Here is a 22604-nt window from a genome sequence, read left to right as displayed (position 1 = left end):
CAGCCACTGTTTGCCGCAAGCACACGCCCATGGAACAGGCCGGTGCATTGTTAGGAGGAGATGCGGGTTATTGCCCTGTGATTTCCGTGCAAGTTCCTTTGCCCCAACCGGTTCTACTACCAGAGGCAGAGAAATCGAACGTGCCTTTCTGGGGGTGGACGTTATAACTCAGCGTGTGATCCTCGCCGATATACAGGTAGGTCAAGGTATCGAGCCCCGGGAAAACATCGACCTCTTTGTCGATGTCACCGATCTTGATACGACCTTTGTTTTGATCTTCATATTTGATCAGTTTCGCAGCCATTTCGGGATGCTGTTCGTCTGGCGACTGACATTCAAACACCCGCTCTTCTGCAAGCGCCGTGAAGGGCATAAATATAAGAAGAATGGCCAACTTTTTCATTTGATCTCACCTAGAGCAGATTCGTTTCGAACGCCGCAGCTAGGTGCGATTTCTGTCATAAATTTGCTGAAATTCTGGCCAGACTGTGCCTTGGGCACAACCAAAGAAAATATAGGTGTTGGACCGTCTGCAAAATCAAGATTCTAGCGTCTCGGCAAGAAGCCTGTGGCAAAGATCGCATCCCAGAACAGAATGCAGGTCGGCTCCACTGAGCATTGCATTCACTACCAATCAAATCTCTCATAAGTATCTGTTTCAATACAAGTAATATTTGCATCTCCGAGGGTTGAGATCGGCTCGTCCAGAACATCCACCTCTGGGGCATTGTCGGTCGAATGGATAGCATCCCAAGGCAGGGTTCCAGGAGTACTCGAGTACAGCGCTTCGTAAGCCAGTTCTTCGTCCAAAGAATTCCCTGGGCTGACAGGGTCGTCACCGACGGTCAGGGCAAATGGGTTTTCCGAAGTGATGAGAGTGCCGGCGCTGTCTATGTCTGACACAACGATCTGACCATGAATTACGCCCTCGAAACCTACTGGCGGGGAAAGCTCCAGGTGGTTCAGGTTACAACCCGACAAATCCACCGGATCACCATTGGTGATCACCGCATGCTCACCACTGATTATCAGGGTATTTGCCGGTAACCCCTCCAGTGTAACATTCGCCTGATCAGACGCATGCGACAACTGGATGCCAACTTGGATCGCGTCGTCCTTGGGAACCGACAAACCGGGATCGGCCTGCATCACCTCACGGCCATCGGTATCCGGACCGTCCCATTCCAGCTTCAGCCCCGCATGGCCGTGGTTCTCGACATATCGGACTTCGATGCCATAAGTCCCAGGCTCAAGGTTGACCTCTTCTGAATACGCGCGAAACCCATGTGGCTTATCGTACTCGATGATCTTTGTTCCATCGATGAAAACAGCAATCCCATCATCTGCCCCGGCAAAGAAAGTATAGCTGCCCCCTTCCTCGACAGTGAATGACCCTTCCAACCTGGTACCGAATGTGTCCGAGGATCCGCCTTCCCAGAATGAGTCTTTTCCAAGTTCGTAGTCGATTTCGGAAACAACTTCCTGATGAGTCGGGGCTGAGTTCCAGTCGATTTGATCCATTCGGGTCAGTCTGTGGTCCACATCGTAGTAACTTGCACGAAAACCAGTTTGCATCTCGGCGCTTGGGGCAGGGGGCTGTGCTCCGCTCTCATATGGTGCCGAAGGTTGGTTTGGATCAGCAGGCGATTCAGGCTGAACCGGACCGAGACCATCTGGCTGAAACTCTGCCTTTTCCGAAATGGGGTCTTGGGCATCACTCCCATCAGAGAGTTTTGCATCTGGTTCAGGCTCGTCAGGCTCGCTCTCGGTGACTTGGGGCTGGTCCCCATCTGTGCCGGCGGAAATACGGGGATCGACCATGTCCGCGACATTGACGGTAAAGCTTTCGGTCAGAGTAAGACCGCCCTCGTCAATGACAGTTACATCCACCGTTACAGATGAGGCCTCTTCGTGATCAAGCGCCACATCAGGTTTTAGCCGCAACTGGTTGTCGACAACCTCGAACCGGTCATCAGAGACTTCAAACCGATGCGAGCCGCCAAGGTCAGGGTCGTCAAAAGAGATTTTTCCAACAACGGCACCTTCAACATTCTCGGCCACCGTTAGCTCGGCCGCAGTCAGAGTAATGTTGTCGACAAGCGCGCCATAGCTGTCATTTTGGTTTTCAGCTTCCCTCAACTCCAGGTTGTCCTGACCGGTTCCAACCACCTGAAGGTCGAATGTTTGCCATTCGGCGGATTGAGGATCAAGCTCCGCGACCAAATTGCCATTCCAGCAGACCTCAACCGTGTCCGTTCCACCTGCAAGGCGTTCGCGCAGGTCGATGCCAAGATCATAAAGCTGGCCTGCCTCGGTTTCGACGACCTGAGAGATGCTGTCCACGCCGCGCGCATGGTCCATTTCCATCAGTTGGTCCCCTTCAGAGGCCTGAGTGCCGCCAAGACGGTCCCAGATTTCGATTCCATTTGCGTCGGTCCAAGCGCCGCTATCGTCGCCGTCAAATCCCCGCCAGCGACCTTCATCAAGGTCAAACTCTTCGAAACTACCGTTACGGATCAGGTTTTCGGTGTCATTGCCAAGGCTAAGATCTGTGGGTCCTTCGTTGATGTCTTTGATGTTGATGACAAAAGACTCGGTCACGCTCAGCCCTTCAGAATCGGTGGCGGTGACCTGCAGGTCGATCTGAGCGGTCTCTTCGTGATCAAACTGCATCTCGGGTTTCACGCGAAGCTCTCCATTGAAGAGCTCGAACCGGTCATCTGACACTTCGAATACGTGGGCATCTTCCGCGTCCGGATCGATTGCCTCGATTCGGCCAACAATCGCACCGGTGACGTTTTCCGATATTGTGGTATCGTTCAGCGCGATACCTACTGGGCCTTCATTCACGTCGAGAACATCAACCGTGAATCTTTCCGTCAGGCTCAACCCGCCGGCATCGGTGACTGTGACATCTACCTCGACCTGCGCCGCTTCCTCATGATCCAGCGAGAGGCCGGGTTTTAGTTGTAGCTGACCGTCGACAACTTCGAACCGGTCGTCCGATATTTCGAATGTATGTGTGTCCCCGTCATTCGGGTCCACAACCGAAAGGGTTCCGACCACGCCGCCCACTGCATTTTCAGCTATAGTTGTGCCGTCCAACAAGATTTCTTCGGGGGCGTTGTTCACGTCCGGCTCCGAAAAATCTGGAGACTGTCCGGCAGTTTTCTGGAATGAAATCGGCTGACTTGCTTCCGCCGCTTGCAGAGCCAGTGGGTCAATTTCAATGGCCTGTTGCAGCTCGAACGGAGTTTGGGCGGGCATGTTCCCTTCGAGAGGCGGGGTATCCACCGCAGGTGTGCCCGCTGTGTCCTCAGACTGCAAAGGCTGCGCGGCACCTGAGGATCCAGTTTCGCTGAAATTGGATAGGCTCTGGTCGGTTGGTGCCTCGAAACTTTCAACCGCGGTTGGCGCGGTTACGTTCAGCGTTTCAATCGACTCTTCAAAGCGCGCGCGGTCTTCCAGCGCGCCGGATTGTTGCTCGCCGGTATGCAATGTACTGCGGCTGGGATCGTCAGAGGTGTTGATGGTATTGCGCGATAGATGAGCGGCGATTTCATGCGTTTCGTCGTGTTCGGCCTGCAGTGTTTTCGCCCGAAACTCCGGATCGTCTTTCATATCGCTCATCGCGTGACACCTCAGGAAATTTGTTGATTCACGTCACCTTTTACCATGCAGGTGTTCAGCGAAGGTCAATTAAACCTTTAAATTTTAGGAGAAAATATCCTCTCTCACGGCGCTCAGATTTACTGTTCTTCAATTTTACGTCCCCAAAGCTGAAGGCCAACCAACTGGGTGAAGAGAACGATGAAACCGCGTGGGTTATCCGGGCGAATGACGGCAGGACAAAGCGATATCCCTGTCTGGGCCGCATCCATTTCGCTGAATGTGCTTTCGTTGCTGATGCCAATTTCGATCCTGCTGATCTTTGATCGGATCATTCCGTTTCAGTCGGTCGACACCCTGCGGGTCCTGACAGTTGTGTTATTGGTCAGCGCAGTGTTGGAGCTGATTTTGCGTCAATGCCGTGCAATTTTGCTCTCGGCTGCAGCTGAGGATGCCGCTGTATCGAATTTCCAGCGGTTTATGACCACGGTGATCACAGCGAATACGCTGAGCTTTTCCAAGGTTCCGGCAAGCACTTACGCGGAACGTTTCGGGGCGATCGGCCAATTAAGAGATCACCAGGCCGGGCAGGGGCAAACTCTTTTGATTGATCTGCCATTCACCCTGTTGTTTGCGGTGCTGATCGGGTTGATCGGGGGTTGGCTTGTTTTGGTCCCGCTTGGAGCATTTTGTACGGTCACCATTTTCGCGGCCATCATGAAGCGTGCGCAATGGCATTTGTTCCGCCGTCGCAAATCAATCGACACGCGCCGCTATGCGTTTCTATCCGAGATTTTGACCAGCATGCAGACGGTCAAGGCCAACCGGATGGAGCCGCAAATGACCCGCCGTTTCGAGATGCTTGAAAGCCAGACAGTGGATATGAGCCGGAAGTTGATTCATTTTTCCGGTCTGGCCCAAAACTTCGGAGCGATCTTTTCGCAAATGACCGTGGCGGCCATGGGTCTGCTTGGAGCCTATCTGGTAATCAGCAATCTGATTGGCATCGCTGAAATGGCTGCCTGCATGTTGCTGAACGGCCGGATTGTGCAGCCGTTAACCAAGCTGATGGCGCTTTGGGTCCAGTCCGAGAATGTCGCGATCTCGCGCAGCAGGCTCGGCGAAATGGACAGTCTGCAGACGGTTTCCAGTGCGGTCTCTGATCAGCCAGCCTTGACCGGCAGGATCGAGATCAATGATGTCTCGATGAAGCGGTTGAATGGCTCTGGGCATAGTTTCGGCCCTATCAGATTTCGGGGCGCGCCTTCTGTTGGGGTTTTGATTGAAGCTGAGAAAAGCTGGATGGTAGACGAGCTTTTCGATGCCTTGTCCGGGCAACGAATGCCCGATCAAGGGGAAGTTTGGATCGACGAACGGTCCGCAGTCCAACGTGCGGCACAGCGTGGGCAGAACGCCATGGTCATGCTCGAGGCTCAGCCAGCGATCCTGTCCGGCACGCTGTTGCAAAACCTCAGTGCTTTTGGCGATGCCGCGATGGTCGAGCGAGCAAAAACAGTAGCTGCAGCATTAGGGCTGGAGAAACGCATTGATCGTCTTCCTCTGGGCTATAACACTCCGCTGAACACCGGGACAGCATTTGAAAAAGACCCGGTGAACAGGCAGATGATCGCCCTGACACGGGCTCTGGCCTTGCAGCCGCGCATCCTGCTTATGAATGAGCCAACGGCAGTTTTGGACACCGCCGAAAGGCAAGCGCTGGCTGACTATCTAATGTCTGTTTCTCCGCGACTGACCCTGATTATTGCCAGCCCCGATCCCCGAATGAAGAATCTCACACAAGAGACAGTTCGCCTCAGGTCCTCTGCCGAGGGTGTGTATGCGGAATGGGAACTCGACACGACTTTAGAGCAAACAGCGGCAAAGCTTATCAGAAAGGGGGCGGCATGATCGCTTTGAACGCGGAAATTGCAGCGCAGTTGTTACAGCAGCTTCTGGTTCAGGGCGGATGGCGAAACCGTCCAGATGCGATCATCGAAGCTACGCCACACATGTCCGAATGGTTTCGGGTAGAGGATATTCTTCAGACGCTCCGCAACCTTGGTCTTCCCCATACGCAGTTGAGGTGCCGCGAAAACGAGATATCTGATTGGCAATGCCCGGCCATGGTCTTTCCAGATCAGGGAGGCTGCTATCTTGCAATAGGACGAACAGGGCGCGGCATCCAGGTCAGCGACGATCACAATCCCGATCTGCGTTTATTACAGCCAACACATCGTTTTTGCAGGGTTATCAGGATCGACCGGTTTGATCATCAACACGAAGACGACCGCCCAATAACTGTAGGAGCAGCATTTGGTGGCTTGCGGGCGATGATGCCATGGCTGATTATTTCGTCGTTTCTAACTAACCTGCTGGGGCTGACCGCGCCCCTGTTGGTTATGGCCATTTACGATCGCGTGATTCCGTCAGGATCAGTCGATCTTCTAATTTCATTGGCTTTCGGTGTGGCCATAATCGGCCTCTCCGACCTGTGTTTTCGTCACGCTCGCACCCGAGCGCTTGCTTACATTGGCTGGAATGGCGAACGACAGATGATGGAGGCATTGTTTCGCAAGTTGATGTCCCTTCCACTGAGCCAGCTTCAGAAGTCTGACATAAATCAGCAACTGTCCCGGTTCAGACAATTCGAATCCCTGCGCGACATGTTTACCGGTCCGGTAATGGGAGCTTTTCTTGACCTGCCCTTCGTTCTGATTTTCTTTGCGGTTTTGTGCTATCTGGCGCCATCTGTCGGTCTGTTGACATTGGGTTCGATCCTGTTCCTTGTCGGCCTTGGTATCTTTACCACTGCCTTTCAACAACGATTGGACAAGTCGGCGGCCGAGGCTAATGCGGCCAGTCAAACCGCCATTCATGACGCGGTGCTGCATCAACAGGTGATGGTCAATCTGGGAATGCAGAAACAATGGCTGGCACGCAGTCTGCCCCTTGCTGAAGCCGGCGAACGCGCGACAGCACGTGCGCGTTTGTTTCAGTCATTTACCCAGTCGCTTGTACAGTCAATCTGTGGATTGGCGACGGTCGGGGCAATCGTTTTAAGCGCATATGGGGCCCTGAATGGCTCATTGAGCTTTGGCGCAATGATCGCCTCCATCGCGTTGGTGTCCAAAGTGCTGGCTCCGATTCAATCTCTGTACACCAGCTTCCCTCAAATTCTGTCGTTCCGGTCCAGCAGCACACAAGCCGATCGAGTTCTTGGACTGCCCGAAGAGTTGGAAATGGGGCTCAAGCAATCGCATCAGAAGACGCTTAGCGGTTGGGTCTGTTTTTCGGGGGTGACGTACCGTCCCGATCCGTTGAATCCTCCGATCCTTTCGCAGGTCAGTTTCCAGTGCAATCCGGGTGAGGTCGTGCTGGTCATGGGGAGTGATACGGCAAGTCGCACTGCCATTCTCGACCTGATAGACGGGCTGTATAGCCCCCTGAGCGGCACCATCGAGCATGATGGGATAGATATTCGCCAGATCGCCCGTGACGAATTACGGAAATCTGTCACATACGCAACCTATGAGAAATCCTTGTTTTACGGCACGGTCGCGCAAAATTTCCGCCTGGCGGTGCCCAGCCTTTCTCCGGACCAGGTTGCCGAGGCTCTGGACAGGATGGACCTGCTGCATGATCTCGAACTTTTACCAGAAGGCCAGGAAACGCGACTGACCGACACAGTGCTGTCGCAGTTGCCTGAAGAGGCGGTCAAAGCGCTGACTCTGGCTCGCTGTATGGCGCGGCCTTCTTCGCTCTTTCTGTTTTCCGAACCGACCAATGGTCTTTCGGATCGTCGGCGTCACCTGTTTAAGCACTGGGTTGGTGACAAGCGGGGGAAATGCACTGTAGTCATCGCAACCGCCGACCGCTCATTCATGCAGATCGCCGACCGCTTCATATTTCTCAATGGCGACAAGGTTGCTGTGAATGCCACCGGAGAGGCTGGCCGGAAGAAGCTGCAAGCTGTGTTGAAAGCGCTCGGAGGATAGCCATGGCCATATTCTTGAATAACCCAATCCCGCAAGAGGCGTCGGAAGTGAACAGCCGAAATCGCAGCTGGCAGAAACCGCGCCTGGCAGCCTTTTTGGCATTGACCTCTTTGGGGATGATCGCTGGCCTGATTGCTCTGTCAGCGCAAACGGCGATCCCGCAAATCACGCGCGCACCGGGTACAATCATCCCTTTCGGAGACTATTTACAGATCGAGACATTGCAGGGCGGTGTCGTTCAGTCTGTGCATGTCCATGACGGTCAGATTGTCGAAGAGGGCGATGTCCTGATTCAGCTTCAACACCCAGACCTGTTTCATGAGCGCGATGTACTTGCGGGGCAGATGTCAGCGGTCGGACAGGAATTGGCGAACGCGCGCGCCGTGCTGACAAAACTGGGCAGTTCAGAACCGTTGGCCCAGTCGGAAATCGAGGTTCTTGCCCTGAGCGGTTTAACAAGCGCTTCGGCGGCGCTGGAGCTGTATGCCGAAAGTCAGCGTATCCAGCGCCTGTCTATTTTCCAGCAGGAGGGGACACTTTCTATCCTGGCCAAGGCGGCCACGGTCGCTCAGGAACGGGTGGACAAGAAAGAGATTGCCCTCCAGCGATACGCGCAGTTGCAGTCACAAGGCCTCAAATCCCTAAGCGATTTTCTGGAGGAAGAGGATGAGGTTGATGCATTGCGCGCTGCCGTCTCTGACGCGCGGGTCCGGGTTGCGGAACTCAGGAACGCCCTGACTTTGGCAAAGGCATCTCTGGCCCGGGAAACCCTTTCGTTACGCGAAGAAACGCTTATTCGGCTTTCCGAATTGGAACAGGAAGATGCGCGCCTGCGTGTATCGGTTGGCGTGGTAACCTCCAAGCTGGACGCCCTGCGCATTTCTGCTCCGGCTCGTGGCATCATCCAGGCGGTCACACACCCTAGCCCCGGTGAGGTCATCGCCCCCGGAGAGGCGATATTTGAACTATTGCCGACACGACAGGAACTGGTTGTCGAGGCGAGGATACCCAATTCCGAAGTTGGGCATGTAAGCACTGATCAGCCGGTCGCCGTCAGCATTGATACTTTTGATGTGCGTCGATTTGGGAAAGTCCCGGCGCGTCTGCAATCGGTCTATCCGTTGCCGTTGACAGATGAGCAGACCGGAGAGACCTATTTCCGCGCAGCCTTTGCCCTGTCCCAAGACAAAATCGGATCGGGATCGTTCCAACGTCCTTTGAGTGCAGGCATGACCGTGGTGGCCGAAATGACAACCGGAGAGCAGACTCTTTTGTCATACCTATTGAAGCCGGTTCAACAGACTATCGAGGGGGCATTCAAAGAGCGCTAGATTTTTGGCGCATCTCAGAGCCAGAGGAAATGAAGATGTAACTGCCGGAATCCTGCCTGAATTCGTTTTCCCAAGGGCCGGCTTACAACAGCATCGGTTTCGTAAAACAGAGCATACAAACATCCAAAACACTGGGCATTCAGTGTCGATTTGGCCACAGAAAGGATATTAGAAACTAGCGGGAAATGGTGGGTGATGAGAGACTCGAACTCCCGACATCTTCGGTGTAAACGAAGCGCTCTACCAACTGAGCTAATCACCCGTGAGGCTGCATTTAGCCAAGCCGGCGCGCGGGCGCAAGAGGGTCCGGCACAATTTCTTTCACTGAATTTAGACAAGGCGGGAATCTGGGGTGATATCACAGCCAACCGGGCTCCGATTTATCAGGCTTTCTGAGGGATCACGAAATCTGAACCGGTCGTTTCGGACCAGGCACCTTCAAAATATCTTGGGTGTTGTAGCGGCTATGGATTGCCCGTTTCAAAGGTTCTTATTCACGATGCGTCCTATCGATGCTTGCGCGCCCCCCGCCGCCTCAGATATCCCCTGATGGAACCTTAACCTACGAGACGGGAACAATATGACCCTGTCATCCGCAAGCCGTTTTCTGGCTGCTGCTATTGTTTTGGGTAGTTTGATATCGACTCCGCAGCGTGCAGAGGCCGACGATGTTTTGGTTTTTGCTGCTGCCAGTCTGAAAAATGCTCTGGATTCACTTGTACCGGGTTTTGAACGGGAAAGCGGTCAGGAGGTTGTCATATCGTATGCGGCGTCTTCTATACTGGCGCGTCAAATTCAACAGGGCGCCCCGGCGGATGTATATATTTCAGCCAACATTGACTGGATGGATGTCCTTCAGGAGAATGGGCTGATAGATGCTGGATCGCGGGTTAACCTTTTGGGAAATGGGCTTGTCCTGATCGGTGGGCCGACGGCCGTTGAAATTGAGGGGCTTTCCCCGCAGACGGACATCTCAGCCGCTTTGTCAGGTGGGCATCTTGCGATGGCCCTGGTCGATGCCGTGCCTGCAGGAATTTACGGCAAAGCGGCGCTGCAAAACCTAGGTCTTTGGGATAGTGTTCAGCAGCAGGTGGCGCAGACCGACAATGTACGCGCGGCTCTGGCTTTGGTTGCCGCGGGGGCTGCCCCCTTGGGTGTTGTCTACCGATCGGATGCCCAGGCCGAGGATCGGGTGCGGGTTGTGGCCTCTTTCTCTGCAAATCTTCACCCGGAAATTGTCTACCCGGCCGCTGTAACAACGCAAGCCTCAGCCGAGGCATATGCATTCCTAAGCTACCTACAGACGGACGCAGCGATGGCGGTCTTTGCAGAGCAGGGATTTGCCCTGCCGGGCGACTAGCCGATGGGTTGGCTGGGACCGGAAGAACTTGAGGCGCTGAAATTGTCGCTGCGTGTCTCTTTCTGGGCAACGCTGTTTACTTTGCCCTTTGGTGTATTCGTTGCCTATGCACTGGCACGCTGGCGCTTTCCCGGGCGACAAGTGTTGAATGGGTTGGTGCATTTGCCATTGATCCTGCCGCCCGTTGTTACGGGATATCTGCTGCTATTGACCTTTGGTATTCAGGGCCCGATTGGTGGACCTCTGGCGGGGCTTGGAATTGTCTTTGCGTTTCGCTGGACCGGCGCGGCGCTGGCCGCTGGGATCATGGCGTTTCCGCTGATGGTCCGTGCTATTCGCCTTTCGATCGAAGCCGTCGACCCTAAGCTCGAACAGGCCGGAGCCACGCTGGGAGCCTCGCGTCTGTGGGTTTTTGTCACCGTAACCTTGCCGATGATTCTGCCGGGGGTGATCGCCGGGACCATCCTTGCCTTTGCAAAAGCCATGGGTGAGTTCGGCGCGACGATCACCTTTGTTTCGAACATACCTGGACAGACACAGACGTTGCCATCGGCCGTTTATGCGTTTCTGCAGGTTCCGGGTGGTGAGGCGGCGGCGATGCGGCTAGTGGTGATATCGGTCATCATCGCGATGGGGGCGCTGCTGTTGTCAGAGTTTGTCGGTCGTCGCGCCGCGGCAAGGGTGTCGGGGACATGAGCCTTTCCGTCAATCTGCAACATGATCTGCCAGGTATTCAGTTGGATGCCAAATTTGATGCGCCTGCCGGGGTGACGGTTCTGTATGGAAGGTCCGGCGCCGGTAAGACGACAATCGTTAACGCTGTGGCGGGATTGCTGGAGCCCAAAGCTGGTCGCGTATCCGTGGACGGGTGGACGTTGTTCGATACGGAAAAGCGCCTTTGGCTGCCTCCGCATAAACGCCGCTTGGGGTATATTTTTCAGGAAGGCCGGCTGTTCCCGCATCTGACTGTGCGCCAGAACCTGTCCTATGGGCGCTGGTTTGCGCCCAAAAGCGTGCTGCGCGAAGACCCGGATAAGGTGATTGAAATGTTGGGGATCGGGCATCTTCTGGACCGTCGTCCACTGAGCTTGTCAGGTGGCGAGAAGCAGCGTGTCGCCATAGGCCGCGCCTTATTGGCCAGCCCGCGTCTGATCCTCGCGGATGAGCCTCTGGCCGCTTTGGATGATGCGCGGAAGGCCGAGATACTGCCCTATTTCGAACGGCTTCGGGATGAGATTTCGGTGCCGATCCTTTATGTGACCCACTCGGCAGCCGAAGTTGCGCGGCTGGCAACTTCTGTCGTTGCCCTGCAGGACGGCAAGGTGGTTCGGCAAGGCCCGGCTTCCGAAGTGATGGCTGATCCTTCTGTGGCCCCGCTCGGTGTCAGAGCCGTTGGTGCGGTGCTTCAGGTGCAGGTATCAGCTCACCATGCAGACGGGTTGACCGAGTTGGCAGCCGAAGAGGCGCGCCTATTTCTGCCGCGTATTCCCCATAAGGTCGGTGAAAGCCTGCGTATTCGGATCCCCGCACAAGAGGTGATCCTTGCCAGTAAGCGGCCCGAGGGCCTGTCAGCGCTGAATGTACTGGAGGGCAGGGTTGATACGATCCGAGCGGGGGAAGGCCCCGGTGCGATCGTCTCTGTCATTACACCGGCGGGGACGATTCTGGCTCGGATCACGCGACGTTCGGTTGACACCCTTGGGCTTGTGGCGGGCAAACCTTGCTTTGCGGTGATCAAAACCGTGGCGCTGGCACCGCAGGATGTTGGTGGGCGGCTGCACTTTGAGAATTGAAACGGCGCTTTACGGAAAGCGCATCTGTTCTATGATTTCCCAAGGAAACCATTTTGTCCGGGGTCGAGCACCATGAAATACTTTGTATCAACATGTATTCTAACGCTGATGATGGTGCCTGCCATGGCCCAGGCTGTTGGGTTCGGGGTCGGTATAAACCCCGCATTCCGAACGACAGTGACACCACGTGACAATGGCGTTTACGAGGTCTCAACCAGCGGCAGTTCTGCGCCAGTGGCCTATTGGTGCGGGATCGGGGATTTTGCGATGCGCACGCTTAGAACCAAATCGAACCAGCGTATTTACATAACCCGGGCCTATGACAAACAGACACGGACGGTGCAATTCTCGCTGACTGCGCCCGAAGGGGTTGATACGACGCCGGGCTATTCGGTTACTGTCAAACGCGTTGGCGAGAACATGTCAGCGGCATCGGCGCAGCGCTATTGCTCTGACAATTTCATGGATTTCGGGTTCTGAAACCCCGGAAGTAAAAAGCACCGCAGGGGCAGGTCAGGCGTTAGACCCATTTGGCCAAGGGCGGCAGGCTCATAAGCACTGCGTCCGGGTCGTGCCCGGTCTCTAGCCCGAATTTGGTTCCGCGGTCATAGACAAGGTTGTATTCGGCATAGAGCCCGCGATGAATCAGTTGGGTATCCTTATCGGCGGCGTCAAAGCTCTGATGCCTGCGCTTTTCAACCAAAGGCAGAAAGGCTGGCAAGAAGGCCCGCCCGATATCCTGTGTCAGGGCAAAGTCCGATGACCAGTCCCCGGTGCAATAGTCATCCAGAAAGATACCGCCGACACCGCGGGCGCGCTTGCGGTGCGGGATAAAGAAATACTCGTCGGCCCACTCTTTCAAACGCGGATAATGGCCCGGTCCGTGGGGATCCAGATGGGCCTTCTGGGTTGCGTGGAAATGGGCAGTGTCTTCGTCATATTCGATACAGGGATTCAGGTCTGATCCGCCGCCGAACCACCAGGCGTGAGGTGTCCAGAACATGCGCGTATTCATGTGAACAGCAGGAGCGTGCGGGTTCTGCATATGGGCAACCAAGCTGATACCCGAGGCCCAGAACCGCGGGTCCTCGGTCATTCCGGGAATGCCTTTTCGGGCAGCCATTGCCTGTTGCGCCCGTTCCCCGAGCTGGCCGAATACGGTCGAGACATTGACGCCGACTTTCTCGAACACGCGGCCGCCGCGCATCACGGACATCAAACCGCCACCAGCGTCCGCCCCGTCATCGGAATGCCGTTTGGTCTCTTTGACTTCGAAACGACCGGGTTGAGCATCGGAAAAAGGCCCGGTGTCGTGGGAATCCTCAAGCTGCTCAAAAGCGTTTACGATTTCATTGCGCAAGTCACGAAACCAGGCTGCGGCGGTGGCTTTTTCAGTATCGAACATCTGTTTAATGGGCCGGGGCTGCGACGGGGTCCAGCAAAGTGCGTCCACCGTCAATGGTTAGGATTTGTCCAGTGATGAAACCTGCGGCGTCCGAGGCAAGGTACTGTGCGGTTTCGGCCAGTTCGTTTGGCGCGGCAATCCGGGAAAGGGGGGTGTGCTTTTCGATATCATCCCGAAATGTGCGATTTTCCTTGAGCGTGGATTGCAGCGAAGCGCTCATCACCGATCCCAGCGCGATCGAGTTCACGCGGATGCGGTTTGGGGCAAGGGCAACGGCCAGGGATCGGGTCAACTGATCAAGCGCTGCTGTAGACACCGAATAGGCCATCAGATCGGGATGGGTGCGACGGGCAGCAATCGAAGATAAATTGATGATGGATCCCGCAGGGTTTTCGTTTTCATCATCACCGGATTGCTTGATCATCCGTTTGGCAACAAGTTGGCTCAGTCGCAAGGCAGGCATCAGGTTCTGGTTCAACAAGGTGCGGACCGAGTCGTCTTCCATGTCCAATGGATCAGACGGAATAACCTGTCGCGAGCCATTTATCAGGATGTCGACCTGTTCGAAAGCGTCAATCGTGGCCGAAAGCAGGTTCGCAATCGTCAGCTTTTCACGCAGATCCCCGGCGAAGAAACGGATGTTGCTGTCATCTGCCTGCTCGCCCAGTTCATTGGCCAGTCGTTTTTCATCCATGTCGGCGAACATGACATTGGCCCCGGCATCCGCGAAGTGACGTCCGATGGCCAATCCGACACCATTTGCACCACCTGTGACGATCGCGGTCTTGCCGGCTATGGAAAAGGACATGCGTGTTCTCCTGATGTGCGGTGCAGGTTAGCGGGTATCACCGCCGAGGGCGAGAGGCGTGGAAGACCTTGAAACGATTGTCCCCGGTCACTTCCTTCACCTGGGCGAAGGCCTCGTTCAGCGTAATTTCATAGGGTAGGTGTCGATTGGCGACCATCCAAAGGGAACCGCCCCGTGTCAGACTGCGCGCAGCAGATTTGATGAATCCCTGACCCAACGTGGGATCAGCACTGCGCGATGTGTGAAACGGCGGGTTCATAATGACCGTATCCAGCGGCTCAGGCGCGCGCCAGGTGACCGCGTCGGCCCAGTGGAACTGTGCACGGTCGTCTTTTACATTTGCACGAGCACATTGCAGGGCGATGTGATCGGCCTCGACCAGATGCAATTCCTGCAGCCCCTTTGCACCCATTAGCCCTGCGGACAGGTATCCCCAGCCAGCCCCCAGATCGGCGATCCGACCGCCCAGTTTTTCAGGCAGGGCGGCAAGCAGCATTAATGAGGCCGGGTCGACCCCGTCTGCAGAAAATACTCCGGGCGCTGTCTGAAATCCGTCGGCGGATTGGGTGGCGGGTGCGGCCCAGTCCTCGAACGCGTTTACGTCGGACTGGAACCAAAAGATCTTGCCATGTGCTTTCGCGATGGGCCCCTGCACGGTTACGCGTTTGCGAATATCCTTCAACAGGCTGTCGACGCCATTTGTCTTGGCGCCGTCGACCACAATCAATCCGGCCGAACGCTTGCAAGCCTGATACACGAGGCTGCGGGCCAAAGCCTTGGCACGCGGCAGGAAAAGGATGGCGTCCTGGCACAGGTCATCGGCCTCGGGCGTGGCCGTGAACCCATGGTCTGCAAAATGGTCGTGAAACGGCTTGAAGGGCTGAACCACTTGCGTCTCTGAGGCCAGCCCAGCGAGGTCTTCCTCGGGCGTTGGCCCAATCACAGACAGGGGTTGCGCGATTTCAAGGCCGCTTTGCAAGGCAAGATCTAGGCGAGGGGACATTGGCATTTCCGAAAAGAGGTCAGGCGTCGCCTTACTCTTCGCGTTCCATAGTGCACTGCAGGGGGTGTTGATGGCGGCGAGCAAAATCCATGACTTGCCCGACCTTGGTTTCGGCAATCTCATGACTGAAGACACCAACAACGGCGACGCCCTTCTTGTGGACGGTTAGCATGATCTCGAACGCCTCTGCGTGGGTCATGCCGAAAAAACGTTCCAATACGTGAACGACAAACTCCATCGGGGTGTAGTCGTCATTCAAAAGCAGCACTTTGTACAGCGGCGGGCGTTTGGTCTTGGGGCGTGTCTGTACCAGGATCGACGAATCTGCATCGTCGTCCGGTTTGTCAGACATCATCCATTGGTTCTCAAACATTAGGCGCAAACGTCCGATTCAGGCTTCGGTTTATCTGTGCGCTTATATAACGTCCAATGCGTCAGATAAAAGAGCCAGCAGGACGTTATCCAAATGGGCGAAAAACTAACCACAATCGGGTTCGATGCCGATGACACGCTGTGGCACAACGAACGGTTCTTTCAGCTGACGCAGGCACATTTTGTCGACCTGCTATCAGATCATGCCGAATCGGATCACCTGATGGACCGATTGCTGGCTGCCGAAAAACGCAATATCCGGCATTATGGGTATGGAATCAAAGGCTTCACCCTCTCCATGATCGAAACGGCGATCGAAGTGACCGAAGACCGTGTTCCTGCAGGGGTCATTCGCCAACTGATCGAAGCGGGGCAAGAGATGTTGGCCCATCCGATCGAGCTGTTGCCCTATGCCCGGCAGGCCATCGAAAGCGCTGCCGACACCCACCGCGTAATCCTTATCACCAAGGGCGATCTGATAGACCAGGAACGCAAACTTGCGCAATCCGGTTTGGGCGATCTTTTCGACGGGGTCGAGATCGTGTCTGAAAAGACCCCGGAAATCTATCGCCAGATCTTCGCGCAGCATGGCGAGGGGCCCGCTGCGGCTATGATGGTCGGAAATTCGATGCGGTCCGATGTGGTTGCTCCGATTCAGGCCGGATGCTGGGGCGTATACGTGCCGCATGGGCTGGTCTGGGAGATCGAGCAGGCCGACGCGCCGGCCGACAGTTCCAGATACCACGAATTGCCCGATCTTAGTGGATTGACGGCGCTGGTTCGCTCTTTGAGTTGATGTTGCCATTTGGTCGCAGTTTCCGAAAATAGGGGCCGGCCGACGACACAGTCTTGACGAAATGGCAGGTTTAGCGGTGCACCGCCGCTTGCACCGCCACATCTAGTGGGTCTTTGACATACGCTGAAAGCGTTAAAGATATGAGCTTTCGGTTTCTTTCGCGGGGGTGCTGTGCTACGCTGATGGGTAATAAAATAAATAGTAGCTGACCGGGAAAACCCGGCGGCCTGAGGTAGACAGAGGCAAAAATCGTGCAGGTACGGCGGACAGTTCCGGCCCCTATGGGCGTATTCCTTGCAGCATTCCTGTTGTTGTTTTCCTTCGCTCCGGCGCAGGGCATTGCTGCCCCATATGCGGCGATGGTGATCGACGCGCGAACGGGCGAAGTGCTGCATTCCCGAAACGCCGATACACGCCTCCATCCGGCCTCGTTAACCAAAATGATGACACTGTACATCGCATTTGAAGCGGTTCGGAACGGCGAAATCACTCTTGATACGCAGGTGACCATCACCAAAAAGGCTTCCTCTGAACCGCCTTCAAAGCTGGGTTTGCGTTCGGGGCAGAAGATTGCTTTCCGCTATTTGATCCGTGCGGCGGCGGTGAAGTCGGCCAATGACGCAGCCACTGCCATTGGTGTTGCCCTCAGCGGGTCCGAGGCCGCCTTTGCGCGCCGCATGACACGTACCGCCAAGGCGATGGGAATGAGCCGTACAACCTTTAAGAACGCACATGGTCTGACCGAGGCCGGACATCTGTCGACCGCACGGGACATGACCACGCTGGGGCGGCATCTGCTGTATGATTACCCGCAATATTACAACCTGTTTTCGCGCCAATCCACGAATGCGGGGATCAAAACCGTTCCCAATACGAACCGTCGCCTGCTAGCGGCCTATCGCGGTGCGGATGGGATCAAGACGGGCTATACCCGTGCAGCTGGGTTCAATCTGGTTGCCTCGGCCAAGCGCAAGGACGAACGGATCATCGCGACTGTCTTTGGTGGCAAATCCGGCGCATCGCGCAATGCCAAAGTAGCCGAGCTGTTGGACATGGGTTTCCGCCGCGCCCCGTCGCGCGCGCCGATCCGCAAACCAGCCCGGCCGGCCTATGCCGGTAATGCAGGTTTGAATGCGAAAGTCGCCAGCGTAAGCGGCGCGCCCACCAGAAGCCTGCGACCGGTTCTTCGACCCCAGCGGGGGAGTACCGTTCTAGTGGCGAACAACGTCGCCGCAACCGCAGCCAAGAACGACGCGCGGATTCAGGACGGTATCGCCGCAGCCATCGCCTCGGCAGGTGTAGAGACGCCGACCGAAGGAACGACGCGCCCGACGGTACGCACGGATGATCTGGTGCTGGCCTCGGCAGAACAGCCCGAGCCAGAGCAGGAAATCGTCACACGCTTGTCGACCTCTGGCGGTCATTTGTGGGGCGTGAATGTGGGGCGCTATACGACCCGGTACGAGGCTGAAAAGGTTCTACTGAAAACGGCCCTGTCGGAAATGACCACATTGGAAGGCACGCTGCGCAAGGTCAATCAAAACTCACGCGGGTTCGATGCGACGTTCCAGGGCATGACCCGAGAGCAAGCCGATCTGGCCTGCCGCAGACTTCGGGCCCGCAATGTCACCTGTTTCATGATCGGGCCGTCATAAGACCCGACATATACTCTCCTGGATGGGTCTGGCCACGGAATTCCGTGGCCTTTTTTTGCTGAGCGAGCGTGCCGTAGTAGGCGGCAGGGATCAGGTCAGTCGAATACGTGGCCGTGCTGATATTGCTCATCCTGACCGGCGGCCGCAGTCAGGGCCGCGACGTTATCTTTGGTAAAGAACCCATCATACTTATGACAGCGCTCGATATACTCGGTGATCAGCAGAGTGTTCTTCGAGTGTTTTGAGAAGATCTGCTTGAGGTTCGGATCATCTTTGCACTCTCCAACCACATGGGCCAGGAATGGCACCCCTTGGTCTTTCAGAGTGTTCACAACGAAATCCACATTCTTTTCGCCCGCACCGTGATCGCCGTCCAGAATCTCGATCGCCATGTGATGCAGCCGACGTCCGAAATTGCGGACGAAATCCTCGGTTGGCATGGGCCGTTTGGCAAAAGAGTTTACAAACGAAGGCGTATTATTGGCTGTAAATACCTTGGCCGGGGATTTCTTGTCATCATCCACACCGGCATTGCGGTTCACATTGGTCGACGAATTCATGTCGAAAATGTTGTACGCCCCCCAGAAATAGTAGGGCACCATCGTCAGAAATTCGAGGATCGCATCCTCTCGCTCACCAGCCAGAACGCGTGTCGCCAGATGGTCGATGCCCAACATCAGTGAAGAGATATTGCTATCGGCACCAAAGGCAGCAGCCTCATCCAGTCGCGCTTGTTCTGCGCTGCTGAGCAATACCCTGTCGCCCAGACCCAAACTGTCGGTATCGTTGAAATCCAGCGTTGAATAACCGACCCGGTTGCAGGTGAAATCAGAAGGGGTGGTGAACCGAAGGCCCTTTAGCGTGTAAAACGGGTTCTCGGTGTCGCCGGAATATTCGAACCGGATATTCTGATCCTCCAGCGTTTTGGTCAGCGTGTTCAGGTCAGTGGCGCTAAACACTTCGCCAACATAGCGCGTTTGCGGCGTGTTTCGTGCCAACGGGTACATGCGGTTGATGCGCGGGATGAAGTCTTCGAATGTCGGGCTAAGCGGAGCCATCACGATGAGCGCCGGGTAGTCCAGGTGTGAATGCAGGACCGAGTATTTATGCGTCCGTCCAAGATAGCTGGCCGTGTGGCGGTATGGCGACATCACATATAGCTCGACCAGAGTGTCGAAAAGAACGTCAGTTTCGACCTGAAGCACGACAGCGCGCATGGACCCAACCTGCTGGGCGACACCAGAGCTGGCACGGCGTTCGTAAATTTTTGGCAAATACTCGTTGAAGAAGTCCGAATTCTTCTTGTCGCCGCGTGGTTCGTAAGACGCTAAATCAAAAGACATAAAGTAACTCCTTGCCCAGACTAGGCAAACCAGGTGCGGTTCGTTGCCGGGATTGTGGTATTCAGAACATATGCTTGCTGACATGCTAGGGAGGGAATTCAACCTCGGCAACAGTCTGAGTACGGGCGGACGCATTGCACTCGCGGGATTAACGCAGGAACTTTGTCACCTCGACACCGCCCGCGATCAGGTTTTCGCGGACCGAATGCGCAATCTGAACGGCGGTTGGTCCATCCCCGTGCAGGCAGATCGTGTCGATCGCGGTATTAAGCCTTTTGCCGGTTTCGGTAATGATGGCCCCCTCGCTGACCATTTCCAGAATTCGAGGCCCTGCAATTTCGGGGTCGTGGATGACGGCGCCGGGCAAGCTTCGGTCGACCAGAGTGCCATCGTCGTTATAGGCGCGGTCGGCAAAGATCTCGCCGACCCACTTGCAGCCCAATTCTCGAACGGCTTCTTCCTGCTTGGTGACGGCCAGCACCATGATGATGATATCTGGGTTCACGTCCAGCGCGCCCTGATAACAGGCCCGCGCCATGTCGATATCGACCGAACACATGTTGGACAATGCACCGTGCAGCTTCAGATGCCGGACCTGCGTTCCAACGGCGTTTGCCATACCGATCGCCGATCCCAACTGATACCGAACAAGATTTCGCAGGCTATCGTGGGGTATTTTCATATTGCGACGGCCAAATCCCTGTAGGTCAGGAAAGCCGGGATGCGCGCCAATGCCGACACCGTTTTCCGCAGCCAGGGTCATCGTTTGCGCCATGACGTCCGGATCGCCCGCGTGAACGCCACAGGCAATGTTGGCCGAAGTGATAATCCGCAACAGGCTTTTGTCATCGCCCATGCTCCAGGGGCCAAAGCTTTCCCCCATATCGGCATTAAGATCTACGCTGAGCATCGGCAAACTCCTTAATCTGTGGCAGAGATCATTCCGCTGACCAGTTGATAAGATAGCAGGTCAGCAATGTCATGAGGATCACGGATCAGCGGTTCGACCTTGGATGGCAGGTTGGCCAGTTCTTTTTGAAAAGCCGCCTGCAGGGAAATGGCCTCGTCCATTTCGACCAGCCTGAACTGAAGCTGTACGCCCGCCGGGGTTTGCGCAGCCCGCGGCAGGTCACAGGGAAGGACGGTCGCAATTCTGGGATACCCGCCGGTTGTCTGACACTCGGGCAGCAGAATAAAGGGATTGCCAGTGCCGGTCATCTGAATGTCGCCGGGGGTGATGACCTCGGACAATATGTTCAGCTGCCCCTTTGCGGCGAAGCCCTCTCCGTCGCTTTCCAGCTGCATTCCCATGCGATTTGCGCGGGACCCGCGAGTGAATGTCGTGCGCAAAAAGCGGCCCAGCGTTTGCCGGTCGAACAGTTCGGTCTGAAAACTGGCCACAACCCGCAGCGAACCGCCCGAGAACCGATCTTCAGCCCGCAACTTCTGTCCTGCCTGCTGTGACGCTGCCCCGGCGGATAAGCTGTCTCCGGCCTGTAGGGCGCGCCCGATTTTGGCAGTAAGGTGAGTTGAGCGGGACCCCAGAAACTCCTGCATCTCAATACCGCCGCCCAGGTGCAAATATCCATAGGTTCCCCGTGTGGCGGCCCCGATCATCACCCGCTGTCCGGTTTCAAGGCGGTAAGAGGCATTCCACGAAATGGCAGTGCCATCAATACTGGCCCGCATCGGTGCGCCCGTCAGTGCAATCTGTATGGGATGAGTGGCCTCAAATTCACCGCCCATTCCGACCATTTCAAGCGCGGCAAGTTTTGGGCTTTGTCCCAGCAATGCAGCGCCTTCGTGCAGGGCCAGTAAATCTGCTGCGCCAGATCGGGAAAGCCCTTGATCCAGATACCCGTGGCGGCCTTGATCCTGTATTGTACAAGCAGGCCCTATGCGCAGGACAGACAGGCTCAAACCGCGATCTCCTGACAGGTTGCGCCGCCTGATCCATCAACGTCATTGGCGCGTATCGCCTCTAGTTCCTCACGCGTGACTGATACGAACTGCATTTCGTCGCCGGGTTTCAGGGCAAAGTTGTTCTGTGCTTCAGGGCGAAAACAGCGAAAAGCGGTTTGGCCGATATGTCGCCACCCGGTTGGTGTGGGTCCCGAGAAAAGGACAAATTGCGAAATCGCCAATACCAAAGCGCCCTCGGGCACCATCGGGGTCAACTTCTTGAGGCGCGGTATGTTGAACTCGGGGCCGAGCGGGCCAAGATATGGCTGACCGGGAGCAAATCCGATCGTCAGGACGCGGACGGTTGTGGCGCTCAATCGATAAACGGCTTCATCGGGGGACAGCCTGGCTGCAGCCGCTGCCTCATCTAATTGAGGGGCAAGCGCGCCGCCATAAACCGTGGGGACACGCCATAACCTGCGCCCCTGGGGGAGGGGCGCTTTGTACCAATCCTGCCGCCGCAGCAGCTGCTCGACCCGGTCGCGAAGGTTTGCGAGGGCAAACTGGGATGGTTCAAATCGGATATAAGTCGACGCCAGCGTCGCTGAGGTTTCAATGACATCTTCCCACCGTTCAGAATCCACCGCAGCTCGAAACGCCAATGCTGCCCTGTTCGATGGCTCGGCCATGGTTTCGGCGAAAGAGACCAGCAGGCCGTCAAAGCCGACGGTGCATATGCGTGGGAAGATGGCGGCGTGTGTTCGTGTCATCTCGCTGCGTGCCAGTATGTAACTAGTCAGGTGACCTGAACGCAATCCAGAGCGTTTCGCAAGAGAGGGTGCAAAGTATTTGCCGGTGCATCGCCGTTTCAGACCGCGTGCAGGCAAATTCCGACTCGGTGCGGGTGTGTTTCATACCCGGCGACTCATACGAGTCTTGTAGTAGACGTGGGGAGCTCAACAATATGTTGATATCGGGCATAGCTCGTACGGAAAGCAGTGTGGATACCTTAGGCGTGATAATGGGCTTTCCTGGGTGCATCGGTCGAATTTATCACCTTAATTATCTGAATTTATTGAGTAAAATAAGAAAGTGCAAAAAAGTTTCTCAGGGCGTGATTTTCTGCTTGCGGTGTATGTTTGTAATGCTTAGAACCCCCTTCACCGGCGCTGCTGAGGCGCTTGTGACACACTGGAGAGACGGTGGGACGGGTTGGAGAGACGGCCGGACGC

The 22604-nt window shown here is 55.8% G+C and carries 19 protein-coding genes and 1 tRNA gene; 9 read left to right on the top strand and 11 right to left on the bottom strand.

What is annotated here, in order from left to right:
- Positions 1–67 precede the first annotated feature (67 nt).
- A complete protein-coding gene (locus tag AC2FJ5_RS05025; protein ID WP_142635900.1) occupies positions 68–403 on the bottom strand; it encodes a hypothetical protein in 336 nt (111 codons plus the stop codon).
- Between the two features lie 224 nt (positions 404–627).
- Positions 628–3630: a PA14 domain-containing protein gene (locus AC2FJ5_RS05020; RefSeq protein ID WP_496792664.1), complete on the bottom strand. Its 3003-nt coding sequence runs from the start codon at positions 3628–3630 to the stop codon at positions 628–630.
- Between the two features lie 180 nt (positions 3631–3810).
- Here AC2FJ5_RS05020 and AC2FJ5_RS05015 point away from each other — a divergent pair, with 180 nt between their 5' ends.
- Genes AC2FJ5_RS05015 through AC2FJ5_RS05005 form a run of 3 tightly spaced genes read left to right on the top strand, consistent with a single transcriptional unit; the run spans position 3811 to position 8935 of the window.
- Positions 3811–5517, top strand: a complete 1707-nt coding sequence (locus AC2FJ5_RS05015; protein ID WP_496792662.1) for an ABC transporter transmembrane domain-containing protein — start codon at positions 3811–3813, stop codon at positions 5515–5517.
- Entirely contained in the window at positions 5514–7604 is a 2091-nt protein-coding gene (locus tag AC2FJ5_RS05010; protein WP_496792661.1) for a peptidase domain-containing ABC transporter, read from the top strand. Before AC2FJ5_RS05015 ends, AC2FJ5_RS05010 begins: the two co-directional genes overlap by 4 nt.
- A gap of 2 nt (positions 7605–7606) precedes the next feature.
- Positions 7607–8935 (top strand): HlyD family type I secretion periplasmic adaptor subunit, encoded by a 1329-nt coding sequence (locus AC2FJ5_RS05005; RefSeq protein WP_496792659.1) that lies wholly within the window; start codon positions 7607–7609, stop codon positions 8933–8935.
- A 186-nt stretch (positions 8936–9121) separates the two neighbouring features.
- Here the strand turns inward: AC2FJ5_RS05005 and AC2FJ5_RS05000 are convergent.
- Positions 9122–9197, bottom strand: a tRNA-Val gene (locus AC2FJ5_RS05000).
- 318 nt (positions 9198–9515) lie between these two features.
- Between AC2FJ5_RS05000 and modA the strand changes: the two genes are divergently transcribed.
- The 4 genes from modA (at position 9516) to AC2FJ5_RS04980 (ending at position 12568) form a co-directional block, all read left to right on the top strand.
- Positions 9516–10295, top strand: a complete 780-nt coding sequence (modA, locus tag AC2FJ5_RS04995) for a molybdate ABC transporter substrate-binding protein (protein WP_496792658.1) — start codon at positions 9516–9518, stop codon at positions 10293–10295.
- Positions 10296–10298: 3 nt separating this feature from the next.
- Positions 10299–10991, top strand: coding sequence for a molybdate ABC transporter permease subunit (modB, locus tag AC2FJ5_RS04990; RefSeq protein WP_496792656.1), 693 nt, complete (start codon positions 10299–10301; stop codon positions 10989–10991).
- Complete coding sequence (gene modC, locus AC2FJ5_RS04985; RefSeq protein ID WP_496792655.1) at positions 10988–12088, top strand: molybdenum ABC transporter ATP-binding protein; 1101 nt, start codon at positions 10988–10990, stop codon at positions 12086–12088. Before modB ends, modC begins: the two co-directional genes overlap by 4 nt.
- 72 nt (positions 12089–12160) lie before the next feature.
- A complete protein-coding gene (locus AC2FJ5_RS04980; RefSeq protein WP_496792654.1) occupies positions 12161–12568 on the top strand; it encodes a hypothetical protein in 408 nt (135 codons plus the stop codon).
- 40 nt (positions 12569–12608) lie between these two features.
- On the opposite strand, the gene hemF is transcribed toward AC2FJ5_RS04980, so the two are convergent.
- From hemF to clpS, 4 genes are read right to left on the bottom strand one after another with little or no spacing between them, the layout of a single operon-like run.
- A complete protein-coding gene (gene hemF, locus AC2FJ5_RS04975) occupies positions 12609–13493 on the bottom strand; it encodes an oxygen-dependent coproporphyrinogen oxidase (RefSeq protein WP_496792652.1) in 885 nt (294 codons plus the stop codon).
- A 4-nt stretch (positions 13494–13497) separates the two neighbouring features.
- Positions 13498–14301: an SDR family NAD(P)-dependent oxidoreductase gene (locus tag AC2FJ5_RS04970; protein WP_142635913.1), complete on the bottom strand. Its 804-nt coding sequence runs from the start codon at positions 14299–14301 to the stop codon at positions 13498–13500.
- A gap of 37 nt (positions 14302–14338) precedes the next feature.
- Positions 14339–15304, bottom strand: a complete 966-nt coding sequence (locus AC2FJ5_RS04965; protein ID WP_496792651.1) for a class I SAM-dependent methyltransferase — start codon at positions 15302–15304, stop codon at positions 14339–14341.
- A 31-nt stretch (positions 15305–15335) separates the two neighbouring features.
- The gene (gene clpS, locus AC2FJ5_RS04960; protein WP_142635917.1) at positions 15336–15677 is read right to left on the bottom strand and encodes an ATP-dependent Clp protease adapter ClpS; all 342 of its coding nucleotides are present in this window, start codon (positions 15675–15677) and stop codon (positions 15336–15338) included.
- 93 nt (positions 15678–15770) lie between these two features.
- Between clpS and AC2FJ5_RS04955 the strand changes: the two genes are divergently transcribed.
- Both AC2FJ5_RS04955 and AC2FJ5_RS04950 read left to right on the top strand, forming a co-directional pair.
- Positions 15771–16472, top strand: coding sequence for an HAD family hydrolase (locus tag AC2FJ5_RS04955; RefSeq protein WP_496792650.1), 702 nt, complete (start codon positions 15771–15773; stop codon positions 16470–16472).
- Positions 16473–16753: 281 nt separating this feature from the next.
- A complete protein-coding gene (locus AC2FJ5_RS04950) occupies positions 16754–18127 on the top strand; it encodes a D-alanyl-D-alanine carboxypeptidase family protein (protein ID WP_496701861.1) in 1374 nt (457 codons plus the stop codon).
- Between the two features lie 95 nt (positions 18128–18222).
- Here AC2FJ5_RS04950 and AC2FJ5_RS04945 read toward each other — a convergent pair whose 3' ends face one another.
- The 4 genes from AC2FJ5_RS04945 to AC2FJ5_RS04930 form a co-directional block, all read right to left on the bottom strand.
- Positions 18223–19470, bottom strand: coding sequence for a hypothetical protein (locus AC2FJ5_RS04945; protein ID WP_496792649.1), 1248 nt, complete (start codon positions 19468–19470; stop codon positions 18223–18225).
- 148 nt (positions 19471–19618) lie between these two features.
- Entirely contained in the window at positions 19619–20380 is a 762-nt protein-coding gene (locus tag AC2FJ5_RS04940; RefSeq protein ID WP_496700652.1) for a LamB/YcsF family protein, read from the bottom strand.
- A gap of 11 nt (positions 20381–20391) precedes the next feature.
- Positions 20392–21390, bottom strand: coding sequence for a 5-oxoprolinase subunit C family protein (locus tag AC2FJ5_RS04935; protein WP_496700650.1), 999 nt, complete (start codon positions 21388–21390; stop codon positions 20392–20394).
- Entirely contained in the window at positions 21387–22142 is a 756-nt protein-coding gene (locus AC2FJ5_RS04930; RefSeq protein ID WP_496786136.1) for a 5-oxoprolinase subunit B family protein, read from the bottom strand. The genes AC2FJ5_RS04935 and AC2FJ5_RS04930 overlap by 4 nt, the downstream gene beginning before the upstream one ends.
- Positions 22143–22604 lie beyond the last annotated feature (462 nt).

The sequence above is a fragment of the Ruegeria sp. CDSA221 genome (genome assembly GCF_059611825.1).
This window is presented reverse-complemented; position numbering and strand designations above follow the sequence as displayed.

Coding starts and splice junctions, on each gene's coding strand:
- AC2FJ5_RS05025 (WP_142635900.1), bottom strand. CDS start 403: ATGAAAAAGTTGGCCATTCTTCTTATATTTATGCCCTTCACGGCGCTT.
- AC2FJ5_RS05020 (WP_496792664.1), bottom strand. CDS start 3,630: ATGAGCGATATGAAAGACGATCCGGAGTTTCGGGCGAAAACACTGCAG.
- AC2FJ5_RS05015 (WP_496792662.1), top strand. CDS start 3,811: ATGAAACCGCGTGGGTTATCCGGGCGAATGACGGCAGGACAAAGCGAT.
- AC2FJ5_RS05010 (WP_496792661.1), top strand. CDS start 5,514: ATGATCGCTTTGAACGCGGAAATTGCAGCGCAGTTGTTACAGCAGCTT.
- AC2FJ5_RS05005 (WP_496792659.1), top strand. CDS start 7,607: ATGGCCATATTCTTGAATAACCCAATCCCGCAAGAGGCGTCGGAAGTG.
- modA (WP_496792658.1), top strand. CDS start 9,516: ATGACCCTGTCATCCGCAAGCCGTTTTCTGGCTGCTGCTATTGTTTTG.
- modB (WP_496792656.1), top strand. CDS start 10,299: ATGGGTTGGCTGGGACCGGAAGAACTTGAGGCGCTGAAATTGTCGCTG.
- modC (WP_496792655.1), top strand. CDS start 10,988: ATGAGCCTTTCCGTCAATCTGCAACATGATCTGCCAGGTATTCAGTTG.
- AC2FJ5_RS04980 (WP_496792654.1), top strand. CDS start 12,161: ATGAAATACTTTGTATCAACATGTATTCTAACGCTGATGATGGTGCCT.
- hemF (WP_496792652.1), bottom strand. CDS start 13,493: ATGTTCGATACTGAAAAAGCCACCGCCGCAGCCTGGTTTCGTGACTTG.
- AC2FJ5_RS04970 (WP_142635913.1), bottom strand. CDS start 14,301: ATGTCCTTTTCCATAGCCGGCAAGACCGCGATCGTCACAGGTGGTGCA.
- AC2FJ5_RS04965 (WP_496792651.1), bottom strand. CDS start 15,304: ATGTCCCCTCGCCTAGATCTTGCCTTGCAAAGCGGCCTTGAAATCGCG.
- clpS (WP_142635917.1), bottom strand. CDS start 15,677: ATGTTTGAGAACCAATGGATGATGTCTGACAAACCGGACGACGATGCA.
- AC2FJ5_RS04955 (WP_496792650.1), top strand. CDS start 15,771: ATGGGCGAAAAACTAACCACAATCGGGTTCGATGCCGATGACACGCTG.
- AC2FJ5_RS04950 (WP_496701861.1), top strand. CDS start 16,754: ATGGGCGTATTCCTTGCAGCATTCCTGTTGTTGTTTTCCTTCGCTCCG.
- AC2FJ5_RS04945 (WP_496792649.1), bottom strand. CDS start 19,470: ATGTCTTTTGATTTAGCGTCTTACGAACCACGCGGCGACAAGAAGAAT.
- AC2FJ5_RS04940 (WP_496700652.1), bottom strand. CDS start 20,380: ATGCTCAGCGTAGATCTTAATGCCGATATGGGGGAAAGCTTTGGCCCC.
- AC2FJ5_RS04930 (WP_496786136.1), bottom strand. CDS start 22,142: ATGACACGAACACACGCCGCCATCTTCCCACGCATATGCACCGTCGGC.